The 23,585-nt window shown below is 35.8% G+C and carries 21 protein-coding genes; 18 read left to right on the top strand and 3 right to left on the bottom strand.

Features of this window, described 5'->3' with window-relative positions:
- The first annotated feature begins 103 nt into the window (after nucleotides 1-103).
- From HF969_RS06820 to HF969_RS06755, 14 genes are all read left to right on the top strand, one after another.
- A complete protein-coding gene (locus HF969_RS06820; protein ID WP_090290072.1) occupies nucleotides 104-1,258 on the top strand; it encodes a DUF819 family protein in 1,155 nt (384 codons plus the stop codon).
- Nucleotides 1,259-1,436: 178 nt separating this feature from the next.
- Entirely contained in the window at nucleotides 1,437-1,838 is a 402-nt protein-coding gene (locus tag HF969_RS06815; protein ID WP_090290073.1) for a GtrA family protein, read from the top strand.
- Nucleotides 1,835-2,776 (top strand): glycosyltransferase PgfS, encoded by a 942-nt coding sequence (pgfS, locus tag HF969_RS06810; RefSeq protein WP_090290074.1) that lies wholly within the window; start codon nucleotides 1,835-1,837, stop codon nucleotides 2,774-2,776. Before HF969_RS06815 ends, pgfS begins: the two co-directional genes overlap by 4 nt.
- On the top strand, nucleotides 2,773-5,565 hold the full coding sequence (locus HF969_RS06805; RefSeq protein ID WP_090290075.1) for a YfhO family protein: 2,793 nt from the start codon (nucleotides 2,773-2,775) through the stop codon (nucleotides 5,563-5,565). The genes pgfS and HF969_RS06805 overlap by 4 nt, the downstream gene beginning before the upstream one ends.
- 8 nt (nucleotides 5,566-5,573) lie before the next feature.
- Complete coding sequence (locus tag HF969_RS06800) at nucleotides 5,574-7,598, top strand: DUF2079 domain-containing protein (protein WP_090290076.1); 2,025 nt, start codon at nucleotides 5,574-5,576, stop codon at nucleotides 7,596-7,598.
- Between the two features lie 124 nt (nucleotides 7,599-7,722).
- Nucleotides 7,723-8,574 carry a DNA-formamidopyrimidine glycosylase gene (gene mutM / locus HF969_RS06795; RefSeq protein WP_090290077.1) on the top strand — a complete coding sequence of 284 codons (852 nt, stop codon included), beginning with the start codon at nucleotides 7,723-7,725 and terminating at the stop codon, nucleotides 8,572-8,574.
- A gap of 33 nt (nucleotides 8,575-8,607) precedes the next feature.
- Nucleotides 8,608-9,201, top strand: a complete 594-nt coding sequence (coaE, locus tag HF969_RS06790; RefSeq protein WP_168427180.1) for a dephospho-CoA kinase — start codon at nucleotides 8,608-8,610, stop codon at nucleotides 9,199-9,201.
- Between the two features lie 57 nt (nucleotides 9,202-9,258).
- Entirely contained in the window at nucleotides 9,259-9,750 is a 492-nt protein-coding gene (nrdR, locus tag HF969_RS06785; RefSeq protein WP_090290079.1) for a transcriptional regulator NrdR, read from the top strand.
- Nucleotides 9,734-11,251: a DnaD domain protein gene (locus tag HF969_RS06780; protein WP_090290080.1), complete on the top strand. Its 1,518-nt coding sequence runs from the start codon at nucleotides 9,734-9,736 to the stop codon at nucleotides 11,249-11,251. The genes nrdR and HF969_RS06780 overlap by 17 nt, the downstream gene beginning before the upstream one ends.
- Nucleotide 11,252: 1 nt before the next feature.
- Complete coding sequence (dnaI, locus tag HF969_RS06775) at nucleotides 11,253-12,182, top strand: primosomal protein DnaI (RefSeq protein ID WP_090290081.1); 930 nt, start codon at nucleotides 11,253-11,255, stop codon at nucleotides 12,180-12,182.
- A 25-nt stretch (nucleotides 12,183-12,207) separates the two neighbouring features.
- On the top strand, nucleotides 12,208-12,411 hold the full coding sequence (locus HF969_RS06770) for a hypothetical protein (RefSeq protein ID WP_090290082.1): 204 nt from the start codon (nucleotides 12,208-12,210) through the stop codon (nucleotides 12,409-12,411).
- Between the two features lie 323 nt (nucleotides 12,412-12,734).
- Nucleotides 12,735-14,675, top strand: a complete 1,941-nt coding sequence (gene thrS / locus HF969_RS06765) for a threonine--tRNA ligase (RefSeq protein WP_090290083.1) — start codon at nucleotides 12,735-12,737, stop codon at nucleotides 14,673-14,675.
- Between the two features lie 167 nt (nucleotides 14,676-14,842).
- Nucleotides 14,843-15,925: an ABC transporter permease gene (locus HF969_RS06760; protein WP_168427179.1), complete on the top strand. Its 1,083-nt coding sequence runs from the start codon at nucleotides 14,843-14,845 to the stop codon at nucleotides 15,923-15,925.
- 9 nt (nucleotides 15,926-15,934) lie between these two features.
- Nucleotides 15,935-16,603, top strand: a complete 669-nt coding sequence (locus HF969_RS06755) for an ABC transporter ATP-binding protein (protein ID WP_090290085.1) — start codon at nucleotides 15,935-15,937, stop codon at nucleotides 16,601-16,603.
- A 54-nt stretch (nucleotides 16,604-16,657) separates the two neighbouring features.
- Here the strand turns inward: HF969_RS06755 and HF969_RS06750 are convergent, their stop codons facing one another.
- Both HF969_RS06750 and HF969_RS06745 read right to left on the bottom strand, forming a co-directional pair.
- Nucleotides 16,658-17,896 (bottom strand): D-alanyl-D-alanine carboxypeptidase family protein, encoded by a 1,239-nt coding sequence (locus tag HF969_RS06750; protein ID WP_090290086.1) that lies wholly within the window; start codon nucleotides 17,894-17,896, stop codon nucleotides 16,658-16,660.
- 353 nt (nucleotides 17,897-18,249) lie between these two features.
- Complete coding sequence (locus HF969_RS06745; RefSeq protein WP_090290087.1) at nucleotides 18,250-19,230, bottom strand: serine hydrolase; 981 nt, start codon at nucleotides 19,228-19,230, stop codon at nucleotides 18,250-18,252.
- Nucleotides 19,231-19,451: 221 nt separating this feature from the next.
- On the opposite strand from HF969_RS06745, the gene HF969_RS06740 reads away from it, so the two are divergent.
- Nucleotides 19,452-20,624, top strand: coding sequence for an O-antigen ligase family protein (locus HF969_RS06740; RefSeq protein ID WP_090290088.1), 1,173 nt, complete (start codon nucleotides 19,452-19,454; stop codon nucleotides 20,622-20,624).
- A gap of 95 nt (nucleotides 20,625-20,719) precedes the next feature.
- Here the strand turns inward: HF969_RS06740 and HF969_RS06735 are convergent, their stop codons facing one another.
- The gene (locus HF969_RS06735) at nucleotides 20,720-22,000 is read right to left on the bottom strand and encodes a serine hydrolase (protein ID WP_090290089.1); all 1,281 of its coding nucleotides are present in this window, start codon (nucleotides 21,998-22,000) and stop codon (nucleotides 20,720-20,722) included.
- A gap of 320 nt (nucleotides 22,001-22,320) precedes the next feature.
- Here HF969_RS06735 and infC point away from each other — a divergent pair, with 320 nt between their 5' ends.
- From infC to rplT, 3 genes are read left to right on the top strand one after another with little or no spacing between them, the layout of a single operon-like run.
- On the top strand, nucleotides 22,321-22,821 hold the full coding sequence (gene infC, locus HF969_RS06730) for a translation initiation factor IF-3 (protein WP_143406561.1): 501 nt from the start codon (nucleotides 22,321-22,323) through the stop codon (nucleotides 22,819-22,821).
- 36 nt (nucleotides 22,822-22,857) lie between these two features.
- Entirely contained in the window at nucleotides 22,858-23,055 is a 198-nt protein-coding gene (gene rpmI / locus HF969_RS06725; protein ID WP_090290091.1) for a 50S ribosomal protein L35, read from the top strand.
- A gap of 21 nt (nucleotides 23,056-23,076) precedes the next feature.
- A complete protein-coding gene (gene rplT, locus HF969_RS06720) occupies nucleotides 23,077-23,433 on the top strand; it encodes a 50S ribosomal protein L20 (protein ID WP_090290092.1) in 357 nt (118 codons plus the stop codon).
- The last annotated feature ends 152 nt before the right edge of the window (nucleotides 23,434-23,585 follow it).

The raw sequence follows: 23,585 nt of genomic DNA, 5'->3' as shown, positions 1-23,585 counted from the left end.
TAAGTAACAAAAATAGATTTGACAGACTCTAACTTTTCCTGTAGAGTTAACTAACTGCTGTGAAAACGTTAACAATCAGTGGTAAAATAAAAGGGGGTTATTTATGATCACGAATGGGTTTCACTTCATCGCGTTTATGCTACTGTTTATCGGAATAATGGTGTGGCTGGAAAGTAAATACAAGGATTCAAAGTTTTTCACTTATGTACCAGCTTTAATCATTATCTACTTTGGAACCATGCTCTTTTCTACTTTTGGATTTTGGCAAGGGGAGGAAGTCTTAGGTGCAAGGGGAGCGATTAAGGATGCTATTCTTCCAGCTATGATTTTTCTAATGCTTCTAAGAGCTGATTTAAGAGATATTGCTAAGTTAGGCTGGAAAATGATACTTTCATTTTTCTCAGCAACAATCACGATTACAATAGGTTTTGTGATCGCTTTCACCTTATTTAAAGGCATCTTATCACCGGATGCTCCGCTCACGCTTGGTGCTTTAGCTGGAAGTTGGGTAGGTGGCGTTCAAAATATGTCAGCTGTTATGGAATCTCTAAATCTAAATAGTGAAAGTATGGGTTATACATTGCTAATTGATTCAATCGATTATTCAATGTGGATCATGTTCTTATTGGCCATGGTTCCATTCGCTAAGAAATTTAATAAGTGGACCCAAGCTGATACTTCTGCTATCGATAGTGTCAATTCGAACTTGACTGTTAAGTTCGACAAAATTAGTTCTGCTATCCAACATCATCATATTCTTTTGTTATTAGGTCTAGCCTTTAGCTTTACCGCTCTTGCGCAAACTTTAGCTAGTTACTTGCCTGGTAATTTTGAAACAGGTTGGACAATTATTATTGTCACTTTTATTGGATTGGCTTGTGCCATGACACCTTTAGGTAAGATTCCGGGAGCCCCTCAAGTTTCCAATGTTCTTCTTTACTTATTGATTGGCTTAATTGCTGCAACTTCAAATTTTGCAGAGTTAACTCAAGCACCGGCATATATCTTGACTGGTTTTGTTATTTTATTGGTTCATGGAGTATTAATGTTAATTATAGCTAAGATTTTCAAACTGGATTTATTCACCTGTGGGGTTGCTTCACTGGCAAATATTGGAGGAGTAGCATCTGCGCCTGTTTTAGCAGCCGCTTATTCCCAATCATTAGTTCCAATTGCTGTTTTAATGGCTTTAATCGGTGTAAGTACCGGGACATTTATTGGAATTTTGATCTCGCACCTCTTAGCGTTTATTGCTTAGAAAAAAATATCACATATATACCGGAGTTAAATTGAGACGATTGGAGCATTCAATCGTCTTTTTTATGTTAAAAATAAGACAATTTCTTTAAAAACCGTTGAAATTTCATACCAAAGATGAAAGTCAACCTTGCTTAGTATATAATTATTGATGTATGTTACAGAAAAGGAAGGTACTTATGAAAAATTTGATAAAACAAATGATGCGTTTTGTTTTTGTCGGAGGAACTGCTACTTTGCTGGATATGGGTATACTCTACCTTCTCAACTATCACTTCGGGATCAACCATCATATTGCTGCGACAATCGCTTTTGTGATTGCAACCTTTTATAATTATCACCTGTCGATGAAATTTGTTTTCAAGAGTAAGTTTGAAGCAGGAGATCGTCATAAAGAATTCCTGGCTTTTTTCATCTTGAGTATTGTAGGACTTTTAATCACCTTGCTAGGGCTAGCTATTTTTGTGGATTGGCTCAAATGGGATGTGATGGTGTCTAAAATATTGGTAGGTGTGATTGTGATGATTTTTAATTTTGTGACGCGTAAAATTTATTTTGAAGGGGAGGCAGACCTACAATGAAAATTACAATTCTCATTCCCTTTTATAATGAAGAAGAAATGATTGAAAAAACTCACAATGTTTTGACTAAAGAACTTGAAAAAATGCCAGATATTCTATTCGAATTACTCTATGTCAATGATGGATCATCGGATAAAACCTTAGACTTGATGCGTCAAATTGCGCGAAGCGATGACCGAGTCAAATATCTTTCATTTAGTCGTAATTTTGGCAAAGAAGCGGGCATGTTAGCGGGTTTTGACTATGCGAGTGGTGAGGCTGTTATTATCATGGATGGCGATTTACAGAATCCACCTCGCTTAATTAAAGAAATGATTGCTAAATATCAAGAAGGTTATGATGTGGTGAATGCTAAAAGAAGTCGTGACGGTGAACGTAAATCGACTAGCTTTTTTGCCAAACTTTTTTACAAAATTGCCAATCGTTTGATGGATGTAAAATTAACTGATGGTGTCTCAGACTTCCGTTTGATAGGACGCCCAGCTATTAATGCTATTACTTCTTTACGAGAATATAATCGTTTCTCTAAGGGACTGTTTTCTTGGATTGGATTTAAGGAGACAGTGATAGAATATGAAAATGAATTGCGTGAAGCGGGTCAGACGAAATGGTCTTTCAAAAAATCTTTAAACTATGCATTAGATGGAATATTATCATTTTCCAATCAACCTTTAAGGATGATCTTTGGTTTGGGGATGGCTTGTATTGTGATAGCGGGTATTTATATTTTGTGGCTATTAATTAACTATTTTATTGATCCTAGCCAATCAGTTTCTGGCTATTTTACAACGATTTTTGCCATCGTTTTTTTTGGAGGTGTCCAATTGGTTTCAATTGGTGTCTTGGGTGAATACATCGGTAAGATTTTTTATGAAGTTAAGGGTAGACCTCACTATATTATTCAAGAAAGTAACATTGAGAAGGGAGATCAAGAATGAAGAAAAAAACATGGATATATGGGATGAGCGGCTTAGCTCCCTTGGCATTGATGCTAGTCGGATGGTATTTGAATGGGTTCTTTCCCTTTGGAGAAAAGTCTTTTTTAGCTATCGATTTTAATCAACAATTTATTGATCTCTATATTTTTATGCGAAATGCCCTCTATTCAGGAGATTTTGGCGCATTTTTTTACTCTTTTACTAAATCAATTGGAGGAAATATGGTGGGTGCATGGGCTTATTATTTAATGAGCCCCTTCAACCTTTTTTATTTGATCCTACCACTAAAGTGGATTTCTTATGCCATCTTTTTGTCGGTATGGTTGCGGTATGGCGCTATGGGCTTGTCGATGGCTTATTATCTGATCAAGCGTCACGATGGACAAGAAAGGCCTTATTTAACCTTACTTATAGCGACTGCCTATGCTTTGAATGGGTTTGCGGTATCTTATCAAATGACACCGATTTTCATGGATGCTCTCTGGTTAATGCCAATTCTATTGGTGGCTCTCGAGCGAGTGCTTGATGGTGAAAAACCGTATGCTTATATTTTCCTTTTAGCATTGACCATGGTGATCCAGTATTATATGGGGTATATGATTTGTTTGTTTATCGTCTTTTATAGCTTTTATTATTTATTTACCGAACACTATCATACATATAAGGGTTATTTTATTAAATACATAGGACAGAATGTTTTACGTTTAGGTCTCTTTTCCTTATTAGGGATTGGACTATCTGCACTAATTTTGGTTCCTAATATTTATAACCTTCTCTTTTCAAAAGCAGCCTTAGACTCAACTATGACCTTTGATTTAAAATTACAAATCAATCCCTTTGATATCTTTGCTAAGCTTATGATTGGAGCTTTTGATAATGAATCATGGTCAGCTGGACCTAATTTGCCCAATATTTATATTGGATCATTAGCTATGGTGGGAGTGATCAGTTATTTCTTAGCGCAAAAAATCAAAGCCAGTCATAAATGGGCCAGTTTTATTATCCTGGTAATTTTCTTTTTCTCCATAACGCACGAATTTACCAGTAAAATTTGGCATATGGGACAAAACCCTGCTGGTTTCTTCTATCGGTTTTCATGGATTTTAGTCTTTTTCCTACTGCTGTTAGCCTATCAAGGTTTAAAAGACAGGAAGATTCAAAGTCAGGAAGTCTTCATCGGTATCGGTATTGCCTTGTTGATTCAATCGGTGGTTATGGTTAAGGACTATTCATTCTTGACCCCTGAACAAAGACAAGTTTCTGCTTTTATCTTCGGAGTGATGTGGTTGATTCTTTACTTAGTAAAACGACCGAACTTAAAATGGATCTTAGTTCTTTTATTAAGTTTCGGGGAATTGACTGCCAATGCCTACCTTTCACAAGGAAGACTTAATCATAATAATGCGTTCAAATTCGAAAATGCACTAACTGTTATTGATGAAGCGATTGACCAAATTCGCCCGAACGACCAAGAGTTTTACCGTATTTCTAAAACTTTTTACCGTTCTAAGAATGATCCGATGACTTTTTCCTACCCAGGCATGACGACTTTTACTTCTAGTTTGGAAGGATCAACTCGTGATTTGTTTGAAAATATAGGGAATTCTGCTATTGATGCGTCAATTTATTATTATGGTTCACCTCTAACAGATGCTTTGCTCGGTGTAAAGTATTTTGTAAATAACGAGCCGTTTTCTAGTGATGATCAAGCTGTGATTGATAAGACCTATATTTTCCCAACGGATGTGACGCGCTTTGATATAGTTAATGATGCTAATAAAGTAAATGAAACGGATCGCTTTAGTATCTACCAAGTCCCTAAAACTTTGCCGATCGCTTTTGGGGTAAGTGACCAAACAGCACAATTAAAACTAGACCAAGATCGTCCGCTTGCGAATCAAAACGCAATTGGCCAAGCTCTTCTTTCTGATCATGCTAAAATTATTGAGCCAGTTGAAACTGAAATGCTTTTAACTAATTTGATTCACGGTGCCACAGAATCGGGTGATCAAATCTTTTCTAGAGACGATAACACTATTCAAGGATCTATGAAATTAACTTTCACTCCCACAACAGATGATCCTTACTTCATAGAAGTCCCTCAGAGTTTATCAACTTATAAGGGAGAAGTAGATCTTTTATTAAATGGACAAAACTATGATTATCGATCAAAATTTGGATCAACTCAAGTCTTTAATATTGCTAATCAGGCAAAAGGCCAAGTACAAGAATTAGAAATAATTATAAAAGCTGATCGCCAATTTAATCTGACGAATCTTAAGGTTTATCGCATGAATCAAAGCAAAGTTAATCAGTTAATTGATGAACGCCAAGTAGAAGCTTTAAAAGTAACGAAGTGGGGATCTAACTTTGTAAAAGGAGAAATTAATATAATAGATAGTCCTTGGGTATTTACTTCTATTCCTTTTGATACTGGCTGGCAAGTAAAAGTCGATGGAAAACTAGTTGAGGACAAGAAAATTTGGGATTCACTCTTAGCTTTTGAAGTAGAACCTGGGAACCACCAAATAGAATTAGTTTTTCGACCAAGAGGACTTCTATTAGGAGCTGGGATAACGAGTATAGCAGTGATTGGTGTGTTGTCTTGGGTTCTTTTAGAGCGAAAATACAAAAAACTCTTGATTTTTGCACCAGTGGACGAGTCTTTCAATACAGAACAAGATAATCACCAATTGCTAAATGAAATAAAAAAGACTGATAAAGAGTCATTAGTTCAACCCATATCAGCGATACACCAGCAAACAGATGATTTCAAAGTAGAGGAGTAGATTTGAAGATGGAAGAAAAACATCATTTAGCAATCTCTTGGACACTTGGTTTTCATCTCTTGTCAGCCTATTTAATAACAGCAATGCTTAACTTACTTATGTACCCCGAATTAAATCTTTTGACGGATTTGGATAATCAGTTGTCCCTTCTATCCTATCTGAGTAGGGTTGTTTTGATCTTTTTGCTTTTGCTGGCGTGGGAAATAAATTTTGCAAAAAGTGATGTAAGAGTAACGACTTTTTCTTTCGTCTTAGTTATTTTTACTTTCCTGACCGCTTGGCAAAGCACGTCTGCTTTTATAATAATCGGGTTGTTTTTTGTTTTAACTACTTACTATGCCTATCTATTTTTTAATAAGATAACGGGACAAAAAACGGTTTTGGTAGGCAGTTTATTTATATTTGTACAAATTGTATATAAAATGTTCGTTTCTCATCAATCAGGAATTGATCAAGAGTTTATAGTAGTGTTTAATTCAATGGATAAAACATTACTCGTCCTATTTATTTTAAGTATAATCTTAGCCTTTTTTCTAACTCATTCTTCTAATCTAGCAAAATTTAAGTTATGGGCTCGTCCTACTCGGCTATGGGGATTATTAATAGTAGCACTTTTGATATACGCGTCTACAGCAGGGGTGTGGTTAATTGCGAGAGTCTTAGTTTATGCCTCACCGACTTATGATATGGGGATTTTTTCCCAAATGTTTGCGAATATGTCTAAAGGATTGGGTCCTATTACTAGCTTAGAAAGAGGTGAAATCCTCTCTCACTTTGCTGTACACCTTTCGCCTATTCATTATTTAATCCTGCCGATTTATTGGTTGTTACCGAGTCCTCAGACCATTCAAGCTGCCCAAGTGCTAGTTGTGATGTCGGGTCTTATTCCTTTATATTTGATTTTAACTAAGCTGAAGTGGAACTCTAAATTACGCATGGTCTTTTTGTTGCTTTATTTGTGGATGCCTTCTTTGACTTCAGGACAATTTTATGACTATCATGAAAATTGTTTCTTAGCTCCCTTAGTTTTGTGGTTGATCTATGCAAATCTTTGTCAATCACCTTGGAAGATGGTGTTGGCTAGTTTATTGTTATTAGCTGTAAAAGAAGATGCAGTTATTTATGTGGTTTGCATTGGCTTCTACTTTTTAATGCAACATCAATGGCCTCAATCTAATGAGAGTAAACGAGCGATTATTATCTGTCAGATTGTTTTACCAATTAGCTATTTTATAGGAGCGGTTTTTTGGTTGAGTCATTTTGGGACTGGAGCAATGACAGGTCGTTTTGCTAATTTCATGCTTCCAGACCAAGAGGGGTTGGTTTATGCAGCTATAAATGCTATCAAAAATCCGTTTTATACGCTAGCAAGTATTTTTACCTATGATAAAATAAAATATTTATTAGTTATTTTTGCTAGTCAAGCATTTCTGCCTTTGATGCAGTCTTCTTGGCGAACGTATCTGTTACTCATACCACTCTTTGTCATTAATCTTGTAAGTGACTGGCCTTATCAAGTGGATCTGTTTAAACAGTATCATTTCGGAACCAGCACTTTAATTCTTTTTATGTCGATCATTACGATTGAAAATTGGCAGAAACATAGGAGGAATATTTTTCTTAATAAGTGGTTTTCCTATGATCAACTTGCAAAATTTTTAGTAACTTTAGCTTTCTTGGTCAGCATATCTTTCTTTGCCGCTTTGGTTGGTCCTAGAAAATATGATTATCAAGCTTATCAAAACAATCCAGAATTCTATCAATCAATCCAAAAGACATTGGATCAAATCCCTAGAAATAGCAAGGTTGTCACAGTTTCTCCCTATACGACGCCTTTATCTACTATTTCAGAATTATATGACCTCTTTTATCATAATAATCGTGAAGTAGATTCAACGATTGATTATGTTGTATTCAATCGGCCAATCTTAGAAGGGCAATCTGAGGAAAAGCAAGTCATTGAAAAATATTTTGCAGCTGGGTATACCGAGAGTGAACTATCTAGTCCAGAAGTTGTTGTATTAAAACATTAGTTAAAAGCCACCTGTTCTGAGGTGGCTTTTTTAATTAGCTTGTTGGCCGGTAATAAGCCTAACCCCGACAAAATATAAAATTCATGATAAAATAGAAGAATAGATTGGATGAGGAGTTGTTAACATGCCAGAACTACCAGAAGTGAATTCTGTTATGCTTGGACTGAATCAATTAGTCCAAGGCAAGACAATTAAAAAGGCGCGAGTTTATTGGCCAAGAATCGTTGGAAGGGAGACTTTTGAAGAAGCCCAATCTTTTGCTATGGAGCTTGCCAACCAACAGATACAATTGGTTGATCGACGAGGCAAATATTTAATATTTTATTTAAGTGATAAAATTATGATTTCGCATTTGCGTATGGAAGGTAAGTATCAGTATATTCCTAAAGATCAGATAGGAGATTATCAAAAGGATAAGCATACTCATCTTGAATTTTCTATGACGGATGGCAGTCTTTTAAATTATCATGATGTAAGAAAATTTGGTCGGATAGAACTGATTAAAAAAGAATCAATAGAAGTCTTTTTTAGAGATAAGAAATTAGGACCGGAACCTATTGAATCAGAATTTAAGTTAGAAAAATTTCAAGTTAGTTTGGCAAAAATTAATCGAGCTATTAAGCCGGTTCTTTTAGAACAAAAAGTAGTTGCAGGTCTAGGCAATATATATGTAGACGAATCACTATTTAGGGCAGGTATCCATCCTTCCAGTCTGGCCAGCTCAATCCCTCCTCATCAGATTAAACGATTACACCAATCAATTATTCAAGTAATTGCCGAAGCAGTCGAAGCGGGAGGCTCATCTATTCGAACCTATCGTAATACATTAGGAGAAGCAGGAAAATTCCAGCACGCTTTAAAAGTTTATGGTCGAAAGGGTCAGCCTTGTGTTAATTGTGGTTCATCAATTGAAAAGATTCAATTGGCTCAAAGAGGAACACATTACTGTCCTAATTGCCAAAAAATTTATTGTTAATCATTGATATGATATAGAATAAGGAGGATTATGATGACGCAATTAATAGCTTTAACGGGGGGGATTGCCACAGGCAAATCAACCGTAGCCCATGAAATAAAAATGCTGGGTTATCCCTACATTGATACGGACCAAATCGCACGGCAAGTGGTCGAGTTTGGTACTGAGGGTTTAAAAAAGTTGGTTGGTCGTTTCTCTGATAAAATTTTATTAGCTTCTGGCCAGTTAAACCGTCAACTATTAGCATCCATCGTTTTTAATGACTCTCAGTCTTTAAAGGATCTGAATCAAATTCTACATCCTTTAATTCTTGATGAGACCAAACACCAAATAGAAAAGTTTGATGATCCTTTTATTTTCGTAGAAGTACCCTTGTTATATGAGGTGGGCTGGCAAGATTTTTTTGATGAAGTGTGGGTCATTTATGCGCCATATTCTATTCAATTAGAGCGTTTGATGCAGCGAGACCAGATGGACCAAGAAACTGCGCAAAAGAAAATCACTAGTCAAATACCAACGATTGAAAAAGTAGTTCAAGCCGATCGGGTGATTGATACGCAATTTGATAGAGAGTCTGTTGCTGACCAAGTGAGTCAAGCGTTACAAGCTTTGTCAAATAAGTTATAATAGATATAGAAACTTTTAAAAGAATTAACTATGTATTTATAGAAAGGGGGAGCTTTGATGGAATGTCCAAAATGTCATCAGCAACAATCAAAAGTAATCGATTCGAGGCCTGCAGAAGATGGTGCTTCCATTCGTCGCAGAAGAGAGTGTATGGCCTGCGGATTTCGTTTTAACACTTATGAGCGAATTGAAAGAACGCCACTTTTAGTTGTAAAACGCGATGGTACCCGTGAAGAGTTTAACCGTGACAAGTTATTGCGTGGTATTGTTAGAGCCGCAGAGAAAAGGCCAATTAGTCGTGAGCAAATGGAAGAAGTGGTGAGTCGCGTAGAAAATAGAATTCGAGAAGTTTGTGAACAAGAAATTGCTAGTAAAGATATTGGTGAATTTGTGATGCCCTTATTAATGGAATTGGATGAAGTCACCTATATTCGTTTTGCTTCGGTCTATCGTGAATTTCAATCGCGTGAGATGTTTATAAAAGAACTAGAAGCCTTAACATCACATTCAAAAACATCAGAGCAAGAGGATCATGGTTTTACAGATTAATCCTTATCAACCTTATCAAGTTAAAATGGGTTTGCCTTTGTCATTCCAGCAAATTCAATGTTTGACTCAACTTTATCAACCTATTATTGGAGCTAAAGCTATCAGTTTATATATGACTTTGGCGCATCAACCTCAAGAAAAACTTAAGTGGACATACCGAATGATGCATTCACGCCTATTGCCTGTACTTAATATGGGTATTCAAGATTTTAATCAAGCACGGATCCATTTAGAAGCTGTCAACTTAATTAGAACCTACCGAGATGAGGCATCGCATGAGGATTATTCACGACAAACGATCTATTATGAAATCCAGATGCCATTGTCACTTGAACATTTTTTTAAACACCCCCAATTATCGCTTGCATTATATAATCAGATAGGAGATGAAGCTTATTATGGCTTGCTTCGTTTATGGAAAAAGGAAGATTTAGGTCAAATGGATTTGAGTGAAATTAGCCTACCCTTCGCAGAAGTTATAAAAGCTAAAAATCAGAACTTTAGGCTAAGCGAGTTGGAAGAAGCGACTGAAGGAATTCAATTACAAGATCAATATGCAAGTTTTGAACCAGATGAAGAGATCTTTCAAAAACAGTTTGATTTAGCCTTTTTTTATCAAGTGTTAGCTAGTAAGCAAATCGAAAAGCAGGATTTGAGTCAAGCGATTTTATTACAAGTAGTTAGTTTAAGTCAGTTTTATGGCCTTGATGAAGAAGCGATGGCACAAGTTGTCAAACTTGCCCAAAATCCAATCACTCACCAGATTGAACTCGAACTATTGAAAACATATGCTGCTAAACATCAGTACTTTAAAGCGCGCCAAATGAATAATCAACCAATGAAAGAAGATTCACTCAGTTTAACTAATGAAGAATTAGCGGATTTGAAAAACAAATTGCAATCACAGTACACAAGCTTTACAGCTCAAGAAATTGAAATTTTACTTATTTGTGAACAGATGAATCCTACTGCCTTTTTAAATCAGATCAAAGAAGAAGCCGGAGGTTTTGCGACAAGTTCAGAACACTATTATTTGAATGAGTTGATGGATAATTCTCGGCTCAGCCGATCGACCTTAAACTTCTTAGTCTATTATTTAATTGTGATGGAAGGACATGCAAATTTTGAAAAAGGAAGATCTAATCGCTTAGCCAATGAGTGGCAACAAGAAGGACTAACTAGCCCAGCTCAAGCCCTTGATTTTTTATATCAGCAAAAGCTCTTTAAAGCTAAGCAAAATGAAATTAAAGATAAAAAAGCAAGTCAATCTTCGAAAAAAATAGGGTTTAATAATAAAATAAAGCAAGAAGAATTAGTGCCTGCTTGGTTGAAGGATCGTCAAGCTCAAAATGAACATTCGAACCTCATGAAAAAGTTTCCTCAAGGGGAAGATCCAACCAAGTCTCCATTAGAAAATGGTAAAAGTAATTCTTCAGATCAAATTAAAGAAGAAGAAATTCGAAAACAACTACAAAAACTCTTAAAGAAGGGGGATGACTAAGATGCAATCCATCAAGCAAGTGATGCAAAAGTTTGAAAACCAAATACCCCAATCAGCTTCTAGTCGAGAAATCACACAAGATCTTCTAAATTATCCAGCCATCAAAAACTTTATTGAAGTCAATCAAGAAAAGATTTCACAGGAAATGATTATGAACTCTTTGTCTAAACTTAATGAGTATCGGATGGAAAAAGAGGCTTTGGCGACAGGGAAAGAAGGGCAAAATCCCGGATTTACTCCTGAACTCTTTATAAATTATAACTATATAGATGTGACTTATGTTCCAACTAAAAGCTATTTGGACATGCAGGCTGAAAAACAAACGGCAGCCTTAATTGATAATCGGATGATGGCTTTGGACGTACAAAAAGCTAATCTTGAAGAATATGATTTAACGAGTCCTCAGCGTTTGGAATTAATGCAGGCAGTTACCCGCTTCATTGAAGAAGTTAAAGAGGACTTACGTTTGGCTAGAGGTATGTATATCTCCGGACCCTTTGGTGTAGGTAAGACCTATCTACTAGGAGCACTAGCCAATGCTTTAGCCGGACTGGGCTTTAAGGTATCAATGATCCATTACCCTACCTTTACCACCGAAATGAAAGCCTTAATTGGTCAAGACAATCAATTGTTTATGATGCTTGATCGTATTAAAAGAGTACCGATTTTAATAATTGATGATATCGGAGCAGAATCCAACTCTGCTTGGTTGAGAGATGACTTGCTCGGAGTAATATTAGAACACCGAATGAAAGAGTCTTTACCGACTTTTTTCACTTCTAACTTTACAATGTCAGAATTAGAAGTGCACTTAGCTGCCAGTCGAAATGCTTCAGATGTGACCAAAGCGGCAAGAATTATGGAAAGAATCAAGTTTTTGGCAAAGGAATGGGAATTATCCGGTACCAATCGTCGGTTAGCTAATCGTTAAACTGTAAAGAGAGGATAGATCATTAATGAGAAATGAATTCGATTCAACTAATTTTAAAAAGGAACAACGTTTTATCCTATTGGTCTTGGCAATCGCATTGATTATTCAGATAATTGTAGCAGGTCTCTACTTTTTTGTTGAAAAGCAGACCGTTTTGCTTTTTCCTATGTTCTTAGGAATATTGGCTAGTTTTACAGGGATTGGACGATTGAGTCAGTTAAATAATTAATTCTTGCAATTTTTTAGAATTGATGGTTTAATAAAATTAACTCAAGATAAGAAATTAATGAGAAGATATGAAGTTTAATTCCCTCATTTTTAGAGAGAGGTCGTTGGCTGAAAGACCTTAATGATAATTAGCTTTACCCCTTCTTTTATGCTCGACCCAAGCAGTGGTGGTAAGTCGAGACGTCGGAGGCGTTAACTCTACAAGATTATCTTATTAAAGATAATGAACTTGGGTGGAACCACGTCTATAACACGTCCCATTGGTTATTATGAACCAATGGGACGTTTTGCTTTCATCTTGAAAAGTTATAAGGAGGAAAAATTATGTCAATAATTCAATTAACATTACCGGATGGTGCTGTCAGAGAGTATTCGGCTGGAGTTACCCCTTTTGAAGTTGCCGAGTCAATATCGCGCTCTCTTGCGAAAGCAACAATTGCTGGGAAATTTAATGGTGAACTGATCGATCATAATCGTCCCATTGATTCGGATGGATCAATCGAAATTATTACCAATAAAAGTGAGGAAGCTCTTCAAATAATGCGTCATTCCACTGCACACCTTATGGCCCATGCAATGACACGTCTCTATCCTGGTATTCATTTTGGAGTAGGACCAGCAATTGATTCAGGGTTTTATTATGATACGGATAAGGACGAACAGGTTACTGAAGAAGATCTGCCTAAGATTGAAAAAGAAATGAAAAAGATCATTGCGGCAAATTACCCCATTGAACGTCGAGTGGTGTCTCGCCAAGAAGCCTTAGAAATCTTTCAGGATGATCCTTATAAGAAAGAATTAATTAACGACTTACCAGAAGATGAGGTATTAACAGTTTATACCCAAGATGATTTTAATGACCTGTGTCGAGGGGTTCATGTTCCATCAACCGGCAAAATTAAAACATTCAAACTTCTATCCTTAGCTGGAGCATATTGGCGCGGAAATTCTGATAATAAAATGATGCAAAGAGTTTATGGAACTGCCTTTTTTAATCAAGAGGATTTGGATGAATTCTTACGCATACGCGAAGAAGCAAAAGAACGTGATCATCGTAAATTAGGTAAGGAATTAAATATTTTTATGATTAGTCCTGAGGCGGGTTCTGGCTTACCTTTCTGGTTACCTAATGGTGCAACGATTCGCCGTACGATCGAGCGCTATATAATTGACAAAGAGATTTCTTTAGGTTATCAACATGTGTATACACCGATTATGGCAAAAACCGACCTATATAAGACTTCTGGTCATTGGGATCATTACCAAGAAGATATGTTTCCACCTATGGATATGGGGGATGGGGAAATGCTCGTTTTAAGACCTATGAACTGTCCTCACCATATGATGATTTATAAAGATGATATCCATTCTTATCGTGAATTACCAATTCGAATAGCAGAATTAGGTATGATGCATCGCTATGAAAAATCGGGTGCCTTATCTGGCTTACAAAGAGTTCGTGAAATGACACTTAATGATGCACATATTTTCGTTCGTCCAGACCAAATTAAGGAAGAATTCAAGCGTGTTCTTCAGTTAATCTCGGAAGTTTATGAGGACTTTGGAATTACTGATTATCGTTATCGCTTATCCTATCGTGATCCTCAAGATACCGAAAAGTATTTTGATGACGATGAAATGTGGGAAAAAGCTCAAGCGATGTTAAAAGAAGCGATGGATGAATTAGAATTAGAATATTTTGAAGCAGAAGGTGAAGCAGCCTTCTATGGACCAAAACTAGACGTTCAGTTCAAAACAGCTATAGGTTTAGAAGAAACCATGTCAACAGTTCAATTGGATTTCCTGTTACCTGAACGATTTGATTTAACATATGTTGGAGAAGACGGACAAAATGATCACCGGCCAGTTGTTATTCACCGCGGGGTCGTTTCAACGATGGAACGTTTTGTTGCATACTTAATTGAAGAATATAAGGGAGCCTTCCCAACATGGTTAGCGCCTGTCCAAGTTGTTCTTCTGCCAGTTAATCTAGAAGCACATGGCGAAAAAGTTGAAGAGATTTATCATGCCTTGAGAAATGTTGGTGTTCGAGTTGAAATGGATTTGCGAAATGAAAAACTCGGTTATAAGATCCGTTCTGCACAAACTTCCAAAGTTCCTTACCAACTAGTAATTGGTGATCAAGAAGTCGACTCCGGCACTGTGAATGTGCGCCGATATGGACAGGATAATTCTGAGTCATTGCCAGTTGCAGATTTTATTGCTTTGATTCAAGAAGATATAAATAATAAATCCAAAAAATAAAGTAATTCAAAGTACTAGAATCACCCATCCTTATCTTTGTTACGAATAGTTATTTGTAACATTTAGAGGATGGGTATTTCTTTATTAACAAATAAAAAGTTACAGTCTTATTGTTAGACTTTCTAAATAGATTGATGTAAAATCTAATGATTCGAGGAGGTAGATTTATGTTTTTAGCATGGAAAGAAATGATTCATTCAAAATCAAGATATATCATGATTGTATTGGTTTTAACCTTGTTAGCTTATTTAGTCTTTTTTTTAACAGGCTTAGCGTTTGGGTTGGGAGAAGCCAATCGGTCTGCTATCGATTTGTGGCAAGCTGATCAAATAATCTTATCATCTTCAGCTAACGGACGGTTAAATGCATCATTGATTCAGGATGAATGGATAGAAGATCTAAGTAAAAATCATTTAGAAGGAATTAGTCTTTTACAACTGGTTGCAAAAACGAAAGAAAAAACTGAAGCGGAAGAGGACCAAAAATTATCCTTGAGTCTTTTAGCTACCGATGAAGATGGATTGGCTCAGCCTAATTTGATCGAGGGAGAAAAAATAACCGAACCTTTCCAAGTAATTGGGACATCGACACTTAAAGATGTGTATGGTTTTGAGATAGGCGATCAGATTCAATTAATTGGGAAAGATCAAAAACTTGAACTTGTTGGATTTACTGGTGATCAAATGTTAAGTGTTACACCCTTATTATATTCGAATTTAGAAACAAGCCAAGAATTAAAGGGGAAAATGACTGAAGATGCGAAGTATTCTGCTCTTTTAGTTCGTGATCACGACCTATTAAAGGAATTAGCTAATGATGAAAACTTACAAGTTTTCACTATTGCTGATTTTATTGAAAAGTTACCTGGCTATCAAGCTCAAAACTTAACTTTTATCATGATTATTGTCTTTTTAATCATTATCGCAGCAATTGTTGTAGGCATTTTTATTTATGTCTTGACCGTTCAAAAAGTAAAAATCTTTGGCGTTATGAAAGCTCAAGGAATTTCTAGTTTTTTCATTGGCAGCTCTGTGGTACTTCAGACGTTAATTATGGCGGTTATTGGGACATTAACAGGCCTTATATTGACCGTTTTGACCGCTATTTATCTACCTGCTAAAGTCCCTTTTGCTTTTTCATGGCAGTTGATAACAATTACCATGGTTTTAATGATCATTTTTGCGGTTGTAGGAGGACTACTCTCTGTTAAACAGATTGTCAAAATTGATCCAAGTCAGGCCATAGCATAGGAGGTAATTATGAAAGCGATCGATGTAAAAAATATTGAGAAAAGTTATCAAGATGGTAATAAGACGATCCAAGCTTTGAAGACGACGAACTTTTCAGTTGACTCAGGAGAGTTTGTAGCGATTATAGGTCCCTCTGGTTCAGGTAAGAGTACCCTGTTGTCAATTATTGGTGGACTCCAAACGCCTTCAAATGGCCAAGTCTATTTAAAGGATCAGAACTTCTCAACTTTAAGTGAAAAAGAACGTACCAAGATGCGGTTTAATGAAATAGGATTCATTTTACAATCATCGAATTTAATCCCTTTTCTAAAGGTGAAGGATCAGTTACGTTTAGTTGATAAAATTAATAAAAAAACCTTTCAGAGAGAACATGCACAAGAATTACTAAAAAAACTAGGCATCGATCAGCTGAAGGATAAATATCCCGCCGCTTTATCAGGTGGGGAACGTCAAAGGGTAGCGATTGCGAGAGCCTTGTATCACGATCCAACACTTGTTTTGGCGGATGAGCCCACTGCCAGTTTGGATAGCGAACGTGCTTTTGAAGTGGTAGATATTTTGGCGGAAATGTCTAAAAAAGAAGATAAGGCTATTATAATGGTGACACACGATACACGGTTAATCTCAAAGTGTGATCGAATTTTTAAAATGGAAGATGGAAGATTGTCACAAAAGTAAAAAACAACACAAGAAATCCCTAGCTTGATCGAACCAAGCCAGGGATTTTAATGTTTATCTGAAATTATCAAAAAGATTTTTGAAAAAGTTCGTAATCGGGTTATCGCGATGATTTTCCAGACTCGTTTCTCGTTGCTCATCTTCTAAGCTATCTGATTCTTCAGAAGTCTGAGTTTCATCTTCAGTAGCTTTAATCTCTTCAGGACTAGGTTTATGATTAACAGGTAGCTTCTCATTTTTGTAAAGATCTGGGTGCTCTGCTAAGGCATCTAAGATTAGGGTTAGTTGATCATATGATGAGGAAAAACTTCCGTCTTCTTGTATGAAATTGCCCATCGAAATAGCAATAATCTCGCGCCCGTTTTCTTTGCCTGTTGCTACAAAACTATCTCCTGCTCCATCTGTTAAGCCAGCTTTTAGACCATTGATACCTTCCCGTTCTAATGATTGACCAGGTAAAAAGGGATTAGGTGTATGAATAAGTTGTTCATAGTTGCCACCTTGCTGGAAAGTATAATCCTTGACTGATGAAATTTCTATAAGTTGTGGAAACTCAGTGATAACATGTTGAGTCATCAATGCTAAGTCTTGAGTCGACATAGCATTTTCATTACTATCAATGGAACCTGGCATACGCCATCCTTCAGGTATGAACTCATTAGGAACTCCAGAAGTTGTATACAAGTCAAAATCGACAATTCCCCACTTATGAAGTTGATCGATCATTGCTTGAGTAGCTGAAGACTCTGAGCCGTAAATCTCTCGCATCAATAGAGAAGCAGCATCATTACCTGATTTCATAATTAAAGCGTGAAGGAGGTCGTCAACAGAGTATTTTTCGCCAGCTATTAAAGGTGTACTGGTTAATTCCGGATTATCGGAGAGAGCTTGAGTAAGATCACTAGGCGCTTCAATCTCACTGGTCAGTTTTAATTTGCCATCTTCGATTGCTCGATATGTGAGATAAGCTGTAAGTATTTTTGTGGTAGAGGCAATAGGATAAGGAATATTGGCGCCTCTTTGAGCTAATATCCGGCCTGTTTCAACATCTACTACGATAAAGGATCTTGAACTGATAGACTTGTCAAAAAAACTGGTCAATTCTTCCGGATAATCATCTGGCATGACGATCGGTTTGTATTCTTTAGCCTTATTGATATCTCTCGTTAGATCAGGAAGTTTCGACAAATTTTCAACTTGAGCGGTGATAGACTGTGGAAAAATTGTGCAAACAAGCATTAGTAAGACTATCCTTCCAAAAATAGATTGCCAATTTTTGGGATGAGTATGCATGGGGTATCCTCCTTTAAATGAGTGACTAACAAGAAAGCTAGCCAATAAACTATTTTATATTATAGCGAATTCTGTTTTTAAGTCCAATTGAGATGAGCTTTTTTTCAAAAAATCAAGAAATAATCAATTTTTACTCATATTTAAAATGATGATGTTATTGAATTGAGAAAATTTTGATAAGTTCGATAAATTGAGTTAAAAATTTATAATTTGATCATTAGTTCTTAATGGTTTATTCAATGTCTGTCTAGAGGATTAAATTAGGCCTTGTATTTTTATTTATACACAGTGGATAGATGAAGGAGAAAATGACGAGTATAGATGGATTGGGAAATTCATCGAATAAAATAAAATTATTGAAGTGATAAGCGGTAATGGTACCACTCATTAATTATTAAATTTAATTCTCCCATAAATGGATCAACTGTTCCAACTCCGTCAGTCATTAGGACTAAAGCGTATATTGCTTGACCGTTTTCATAAAAAATACCAGTGTCGTGATAAGCATAATCGAATTGGCCGTATTTAGTTGCCATTCCGTCATTAATATATAGTTTAAACCGTTGACCGTGCTCAGACTCACTCAAATATTCTACAATTGGAAGATACTTTTTGTTGTCAGCAATTTTTGTTAAATAGCCCAGCAGTGTATTAGGTGTGGCAAAGTTTAGATTAGAGTATAGAGTATCGGGTATTTGAGTAGCTCCTGAATTTTCTATTAAAGCATGATTGAAATGACCGAAATTATTTTGATAGTAATTGATTAAGATATTCCATGCGGTATTATCGGAATAGACTAATAGATTAGCAATCAAATCCTCTAAGCGATACGAAGATTGAATCGGATTATTGGTGATTTGTCCGCCACCTGTTTCAAAGTCATAAGTGCTAGCCGGTAACTGGCTATCCCAATTTATTTTCCCTTCTTCAATTAAATCTAAATAAAGGACAGCCGTGCCGACTTTATTGGTAGAAGCAGCATTTAAGGCTATATTTTCGTTTAAATAGTAAGACTCATCAATTATATAATTTTGATAAGCAATACCTAGGCGTGAAGCTGGGTAGTTGTATTTATCTATGAGTTCATTAATTAGTTCATCAATAGAACCATATTGACTATAATCTCTTGAAAAGGCAATTTTTTCTTGTTTTTTTGAGCTGTCCTTTTCAGGTGAAGGCGAGTCATCGCTTGTTTTTTTTGTAGAATTTACCTCTTGGGTTGATGTATGAATGGTAGTCTCATGTGAGTTTAATTCGGTTTGAGTAAGAGAATTATTTTGACAGCCAGTTAAAAAAACAAAAATAATTAGAATGAATAATCGTTTAAAAGACATTTTTATCTCCTATCAATAATAATTTAATACTTAACAATGGTGTGTAAAAATATATAATGACAACAACTACCCCTATATTAACATTAAATAAGAAACGGTCTAATTATTTAGTTTTCTTTATACGAAAGCTCATTTTTTCATTTTAAATTTTAAAGCTGAGAGGGATGATTATAGTATTCATCTTCTGGTATAATAATGGTTAATAATAGAGGAGGTGGATAATGGCAAGCTGGAAAGAGCTAATTAAAAGTGAAAGACTTGAAGAAAGTTTATTCTTGTTGATGTCAATTTCAGTTCTGTTACCTTTTTACATTGGTAGTGCGATTATTCTTGTGACCACTTTATATTTAATATATCGCCATCGTATAGATTTAGGTCAAGTGATTCGCACTCAAAGTTGGTTATTTATTTTTTTGATATATTGCTTTGTCGTAGCAATTTATTTTAGGAATTATATCGGCACTGCAGTAATAGCGATTCTTTTCCTCATCATATGTCTGTTCACTTTTTATTATCGTTCAATCACTCACCAACTCTTTTTAAATCATTTGAAGATTTTTACTTGGGGATCGATTCCTTTAGCGTTAATGGCTTTTGTCGAATATGCTCATTATGTTTTGACCCACGGATATGATTTGCTTTATATTTTCAAATATCATAATCCTCAAACACGTGCCGAAGCAACTTTTTTTAATCCCAACTATTATGGACTTTATATTGCAATGGTAATGGTGATGGCTATTTATCTGTTTGCAAAGTCAAAAAGGTCACTGGATCGATGGTTATCCCTTATCGCTATCGTTCTAAATTTAGTCTGTTTAATTCTTACAGCTTCAAGATGGTCGATCCCTACGTGTATCGTGGGAATTGTTTTAATGGTATTCTTCTTAAAACCTAAAATTGCTTGGTTAATAGGCTTTGCATTAGCAGGCGGGTTTTTAACTCTATTTATTAAGCCGGATTTATTACCTCGGTTCACAACTTTAGCCCATGCTTTTGATGATCGTTTCGCAATTTGGTATACAGGTTGGCAAATATTTTTAACCAGTCCTTTGATTGGCAGAGGTCCAATGGCGTATGTGACTTTTTATTATCTTTTTGCTGACCAAGGAAAAATGCATGCTCATCAATTATTAATCGACACACTTGCTAATTACGGTTTAGTAGGTATTATGCTGTTAGTAATGGCGTTTAGCCATTATTTTAGAAAAATGATGGATCAACTCTTTAAAGCTGAAACAAGGTTAGAAATAGGTTTAATGGTGTCAATGTTAATTACAGTTTTATTTCATGGTATGATGGATGTAGGTATTTTCTGGATACAGACGGGGTACATACTTTTAGCGATTTTAGCGGTTCCCTTCTCGATGATCGAGCAGTTAGCAAAAGAGTAGAGTGAGTAATAATAGTTTTTTGATAGAAAGATCCAAAGAAATAATACAAAAGGCCGTGCCAACAAATCTTAGAGAGGTTGGCACGGCCTATTTTTTTATTGCTGGTAATGATACCATTCGTTGATACGTAAATTTAGCTCTCCCATGAAGCTGTCTACAGTACCGATATCATTGGTCATTAAAACCAAACTATAAATGGGTTTACCGTTTTCGAAGTAAATGCCGGTATCATGATAGCCATTACCATATTGTCCATATTTAGTAGCCATTCCTTTGTCAACGTACAGCTTAAAACGTTGTCCTTCTTGAGCAATTGACATATAATCGATGATCGGCTGATACTTATCTTCTCTAGCAATCCGATTCAAATAACCAATTAACATATTAGGTGTCGCAAAATTCATATTATGTGTTAAAGCAGTAGGTTTATTACTGATGCCTGATAGTTCTATTAAATCATTACGATAGTCTCCATAGTTATTATTGTAATAATTAATTAAAATATTCCATGCTGTATTATCGGAAAAAACCAAGAGATTAGAGATCAATTCTTTTAAGCTATATGATGAACGTGGAGGACTATTAGTTATCTTCCCGCCCCCTTCTTCAAAATCTTGGGATGTAGAGGGGAGTTGACTGTCCCAATCTAATGCTCCCATCTCTATTAAGTCTAAATAGAGGACAGAAGTACCAACTTTATTAGTAGAAGCAGCATGGCGCGCTTTATTTTCGTTCAAGAAATAGCTTTCCTCAGTCACAAAATTTTGATAAGCAATGCCTAAATTAGATGAATCGAATCCGTATTCATCAATCAAATCTTCGATAACTTCTTCTACAGAGTTATATTGCCCATAATCGATTGAAAAAGAAGTATTTGTTTCTAAGTTGTCAGTATCTTCACTTTCTTTGCTTGTGGTGGTTGTAGTAGAATCATTTATATTCGATTTAACTTCCTCTTCAGAAAGAGTAGTAGATTCTTGTTCAGAAGTATCAGTTTCAGGTTCGTCGGTCCTTAAGACCTCTTCAAGGGTAGATACTTCTAAAGCGGGATCCGCTGTTGTGCCAGGATCTACATTTGTAGCATTTTGCTTCTTATTAATCGCTTGTCTCAATTTATCTGCTTTGGATAAAGTTGTTTCTTTGTTAGGTACTTCTGATTCATCTGATTCGGTAATTTCATTGACAGAAGATATTTCGCTAACATTCTCTTCTTCGCTTTGTTCTTCTAAAGCCCCAGAACTTTCGATAGAAGAAGTCTGAAGAACTGTTGTTTCAAGGGTAGAGGAAGGCGAAGTATTGTTAGATAACTTTTCATTCTGACAGCCGGTTAAACTGATGCAAGTAAGTGTTAGTAATGTCATTAATTTTAGATCCATTGAAAAACTCCTATAAAATTTATATGTCTGCAGTATTATATCATCAATTATATGGGATAGCTAAACAAAAATAAAATTAAAGAAAAATAAACTTGCTATTTATTTCTATTCGTGATAGAGTATATGAGTTGAGAAAACAAGTAGAAACATACCGTTTCTCGCCGGACATTAGAAGATGTAGGGCAAATCATTTATAAAAATAGAGAAAAAATCTTTTTTATAAATTGGTAGAGGCGGCGCGTTTAAATAGACGGGCTGTTTTTGTTTTTATTTGTCACTCATAATAATTATGGAGGTGGACTCATATCGCTAAAGAAGCATTGATTAATGGACAAATTCGCGCGAAGGAATTGCGTGTTATCGGTGATAATGGAGAACAAATTGGAGTTAAATCGCTACAGGACGCCTTAACGATTGCTGAATCTTTTGATTTAGACCTAGTACTCGTTTCACCACAAGCCAATCCGCCAGTTGCACGGATTATGGATTATGGGAAATACCGTTACGAGTTACAGAAAAAAGAAAAAGAACAACGTAAGAATACAAAAGTAGTCAGTGTTAAAGAAGTACGTCTCAGTCCTTCAATTGATGATCATGATTACCAAACAAAATTACGTCAAGCAATCAAGTTCTTGGAAAAAGGCGATAAAGTTAAAGCAAGCATTCGTTTCAGAGGTCGGTCAATTACCCATAAAGATTTAGGATTAGACGTCTTAGAAGACTTTATTGAAGATACTAAAGAGTTTTCAACTGTCGAATCAAAACCAAAAATGGATGGCCGTAGCATGTTTACTGTGCTCGCACCAAACACAGAATCATAATATTATCAAGAAGATAAGGAATTTAGGAGGATTATTATGCCAAAACAAAAAACTCACCGCGGGTTAGCTAAACGCGTTAAGAAAACAGGTTCAGGTAAATTGAAACGCTCACGTGCATTTACTTCCCACCGTTTCCACGGTAAGACCAAAAAGCAACGTCGTCAATTACGAAAATCAGGTTTAGTTTCTGCTTCAGATATGAAACGAATCAAGCAACAAATTTCAGCTTTATAGGAATAAAGGAGGAAGAAAAAGATGGCACGCGTAAAAGGTGGATATGTAACACGTCAACGTCGTAAACGTACTTTAAAATTAGCAAAAGGTTATTACGGAGCGAAGTCTAAATTATTCAAAACGGCTAAACAACAAGTTATGAAATCATACATGTATGCATTTCGTGACCGTCGTCAAACAAAACGTAATTTCCGTCGTCTATGGATTACTCGTATTAATGCAGCCGCTCGTCAAAATAATATGAGCTACTCTGTGTTAATGAATGGTTTGAAAAAAGCTGGTATCGAGGTTAACCGTAAAATGTTAGCAGATATTGCAGTGAACGACGAAGTTGCTTTTTCAGCTTTAGTTGAAGAAGCAAAGAAAGCATTAGCTTAAATTAAATAAAAAGTCTATAAAAAAGGGCTCTATGTCAAATAGGGTTGATGCCCTTATGGAGACTAAGCAACGAATAGTTGCTTGGTCTCTTTTTCTTTTCTTCCTGACACATACAATCTTGATATTAAAAGTATTCTATTTTTAAAATGAGA

Source organism: Facklamia miroungae (genome assembly GCF_012396555.1).
GTDB lineage: Bacteria > Bacillota > Bacilli > Lactobacillales > Aerococcaceae > Facklamia > Facklamia miroungae.
The sequence above is the reverse complement of the archived record's forward strand: the minus strand, read 5'-3'. Positions and strand labels throughout refer to the sequence as shown.

What these genes read in the sequence shown, in the direction of transcription:
- HF969_RS06820 (WP_090290072.1), top strand. Translation starts at nt 104, where the DNA reads ATGATCACGAATGGGTTTCACTTCATCGCGTTTATGCTACTGTTTATC.
- HF969_RS06815 (WP_090290073.1), top strand. Translation starts at nt 1,437, where the DNA reads ATGAAAAATTTGATAAAACAAATGATGCGTTTTGTTTTTGTCGGAGGA.
- pgfS (WP_090290074.1), top strand. Translation starts at nt 1,835, where the DNA reads ATGAAAATTACAATTCTCATTCCCTTTTATAATGAAGAAGAAATGATT.
- HF969_RS06805 (WP_090290075.1), top strand. Translation starts at nt 2,773, where the DNA reads ATGAAGAAAAAAACATGGATATATGGGATGAGCGGCTTAGCTCCCTTG.
- HF969_RS06800 (WP_090290076.1), top strand. Translation starts at nt 5,574, where the DNA reads ATGGAAGAAAAACATCATTTAGCAATCTCTTGGACACTTGGTTTTCAT.
- mutM (WP_090290077.1), top strand. Translation starts at nt 7,723, where the DNA reads ATGCCAGAACTACCAGAAGTGAATTCTGTTATGCTTGGACTGAATCAA.
- coaE (WP_168427180.1), top strand. Translation starts at nt 8,608, where the DNA reads ATGACGCAATTAATAGCTTTAACGGGGGGGATTGCCACAGGCAAATCA.
- nrdR (WP_090290079.1), top strand. Translation starts at nt 9,259, where the DNA reads ATGGAATGTCCAAAATGTCATCAGCAACAATCAAAAGTAATCGATTCG.
- HF969_RS06780 (WP_090290080.1), top strand. Translation starts at nt 9,734, where the DNA reads ATGGTTTTACAGATTAATCCTTATCAACCTTATCAAGTTAAAATGGGT.
- dnaI (WP_090290081.1), top strand. Translation starts at nt 11,253, where the DNA reads ATGCAATCCATCAAGCAAGTGATGCAAAAGTTTGAAAACCAAATACCC.
- HF969_RS06770 (WP_090290082.1), top strand. Translation starts at nt 12,208, where the DNA reads ATGAGAAATGAATTCGATTCAACTAATTTTAAAAAGGAACAACGTTTT.
- thrS (WP_090290083.1), top strand. Translation starts at nt 12,735, where the DNA reads ATGTCAATAATTCAATTAACATTACCGGATGGTGCTGTCAGAGAGTAT.
- HF969_RS06760 (WP_168427179.1), top strand. Translation starts at nt 14,843, where the DNA reads ATGTTTTTAGCATGGAAAGAAATGATTCATTCAAAATCAAGATATATC.
- HF969_RS06755 (WP_090290085.1), top strand. Translation starts at nt 15,935, where the DNA reads ATGAAAGCGATCGATGTAAAAAATATTGAGAAAAGTTATCAAGATGGT.
- HF969_RS06750 (WP_090290086.1), bottom strand. Translation starts at nt 17,896, where the DNA reads ATGCATACTCATCCCAAAAATTGGCAATCTATTTTTGGAAGGATAGTC.
- HF969_RS06745 (WP_090290087.1), bottom strand. Translation starts at nt 19,230, where the DNA reads ATGTCTTTTAAACGATTATTCATTCTAATTATTTTTGTTTTTTTAACT.
- HF969_RS06740 (WP_090290088.1), top strand. Translation starts at nt 19,452, where the DNA reads ATGGCAAGCTGGAAAGAGCTAATTAAAAGTGAAAGACTTGAAGAAAGT.
- HF969_RS06735 (WP_090290089.1), bottom strand. Translation starts at nt 22,000, where the DNA reads ATGGATCTAAAATTAATGACATTACTAACACTTACTTGCATCAGTTTA.
- rpmI (WP_090290091.1), top strand. Translation starts at nt 22,858, where the DNA reads ATGCCAAAACAAAAAACTCACCGCGGGTTAGCTAAACGCGTTAAGAAA.
- rplT (WP_090290092.1), top strand. Translation starts at nt 23,077, where the DNA reads ATGGCACGCGTAAAAGGTGGATATGTAACACGTCAACGTCGTAAACGT.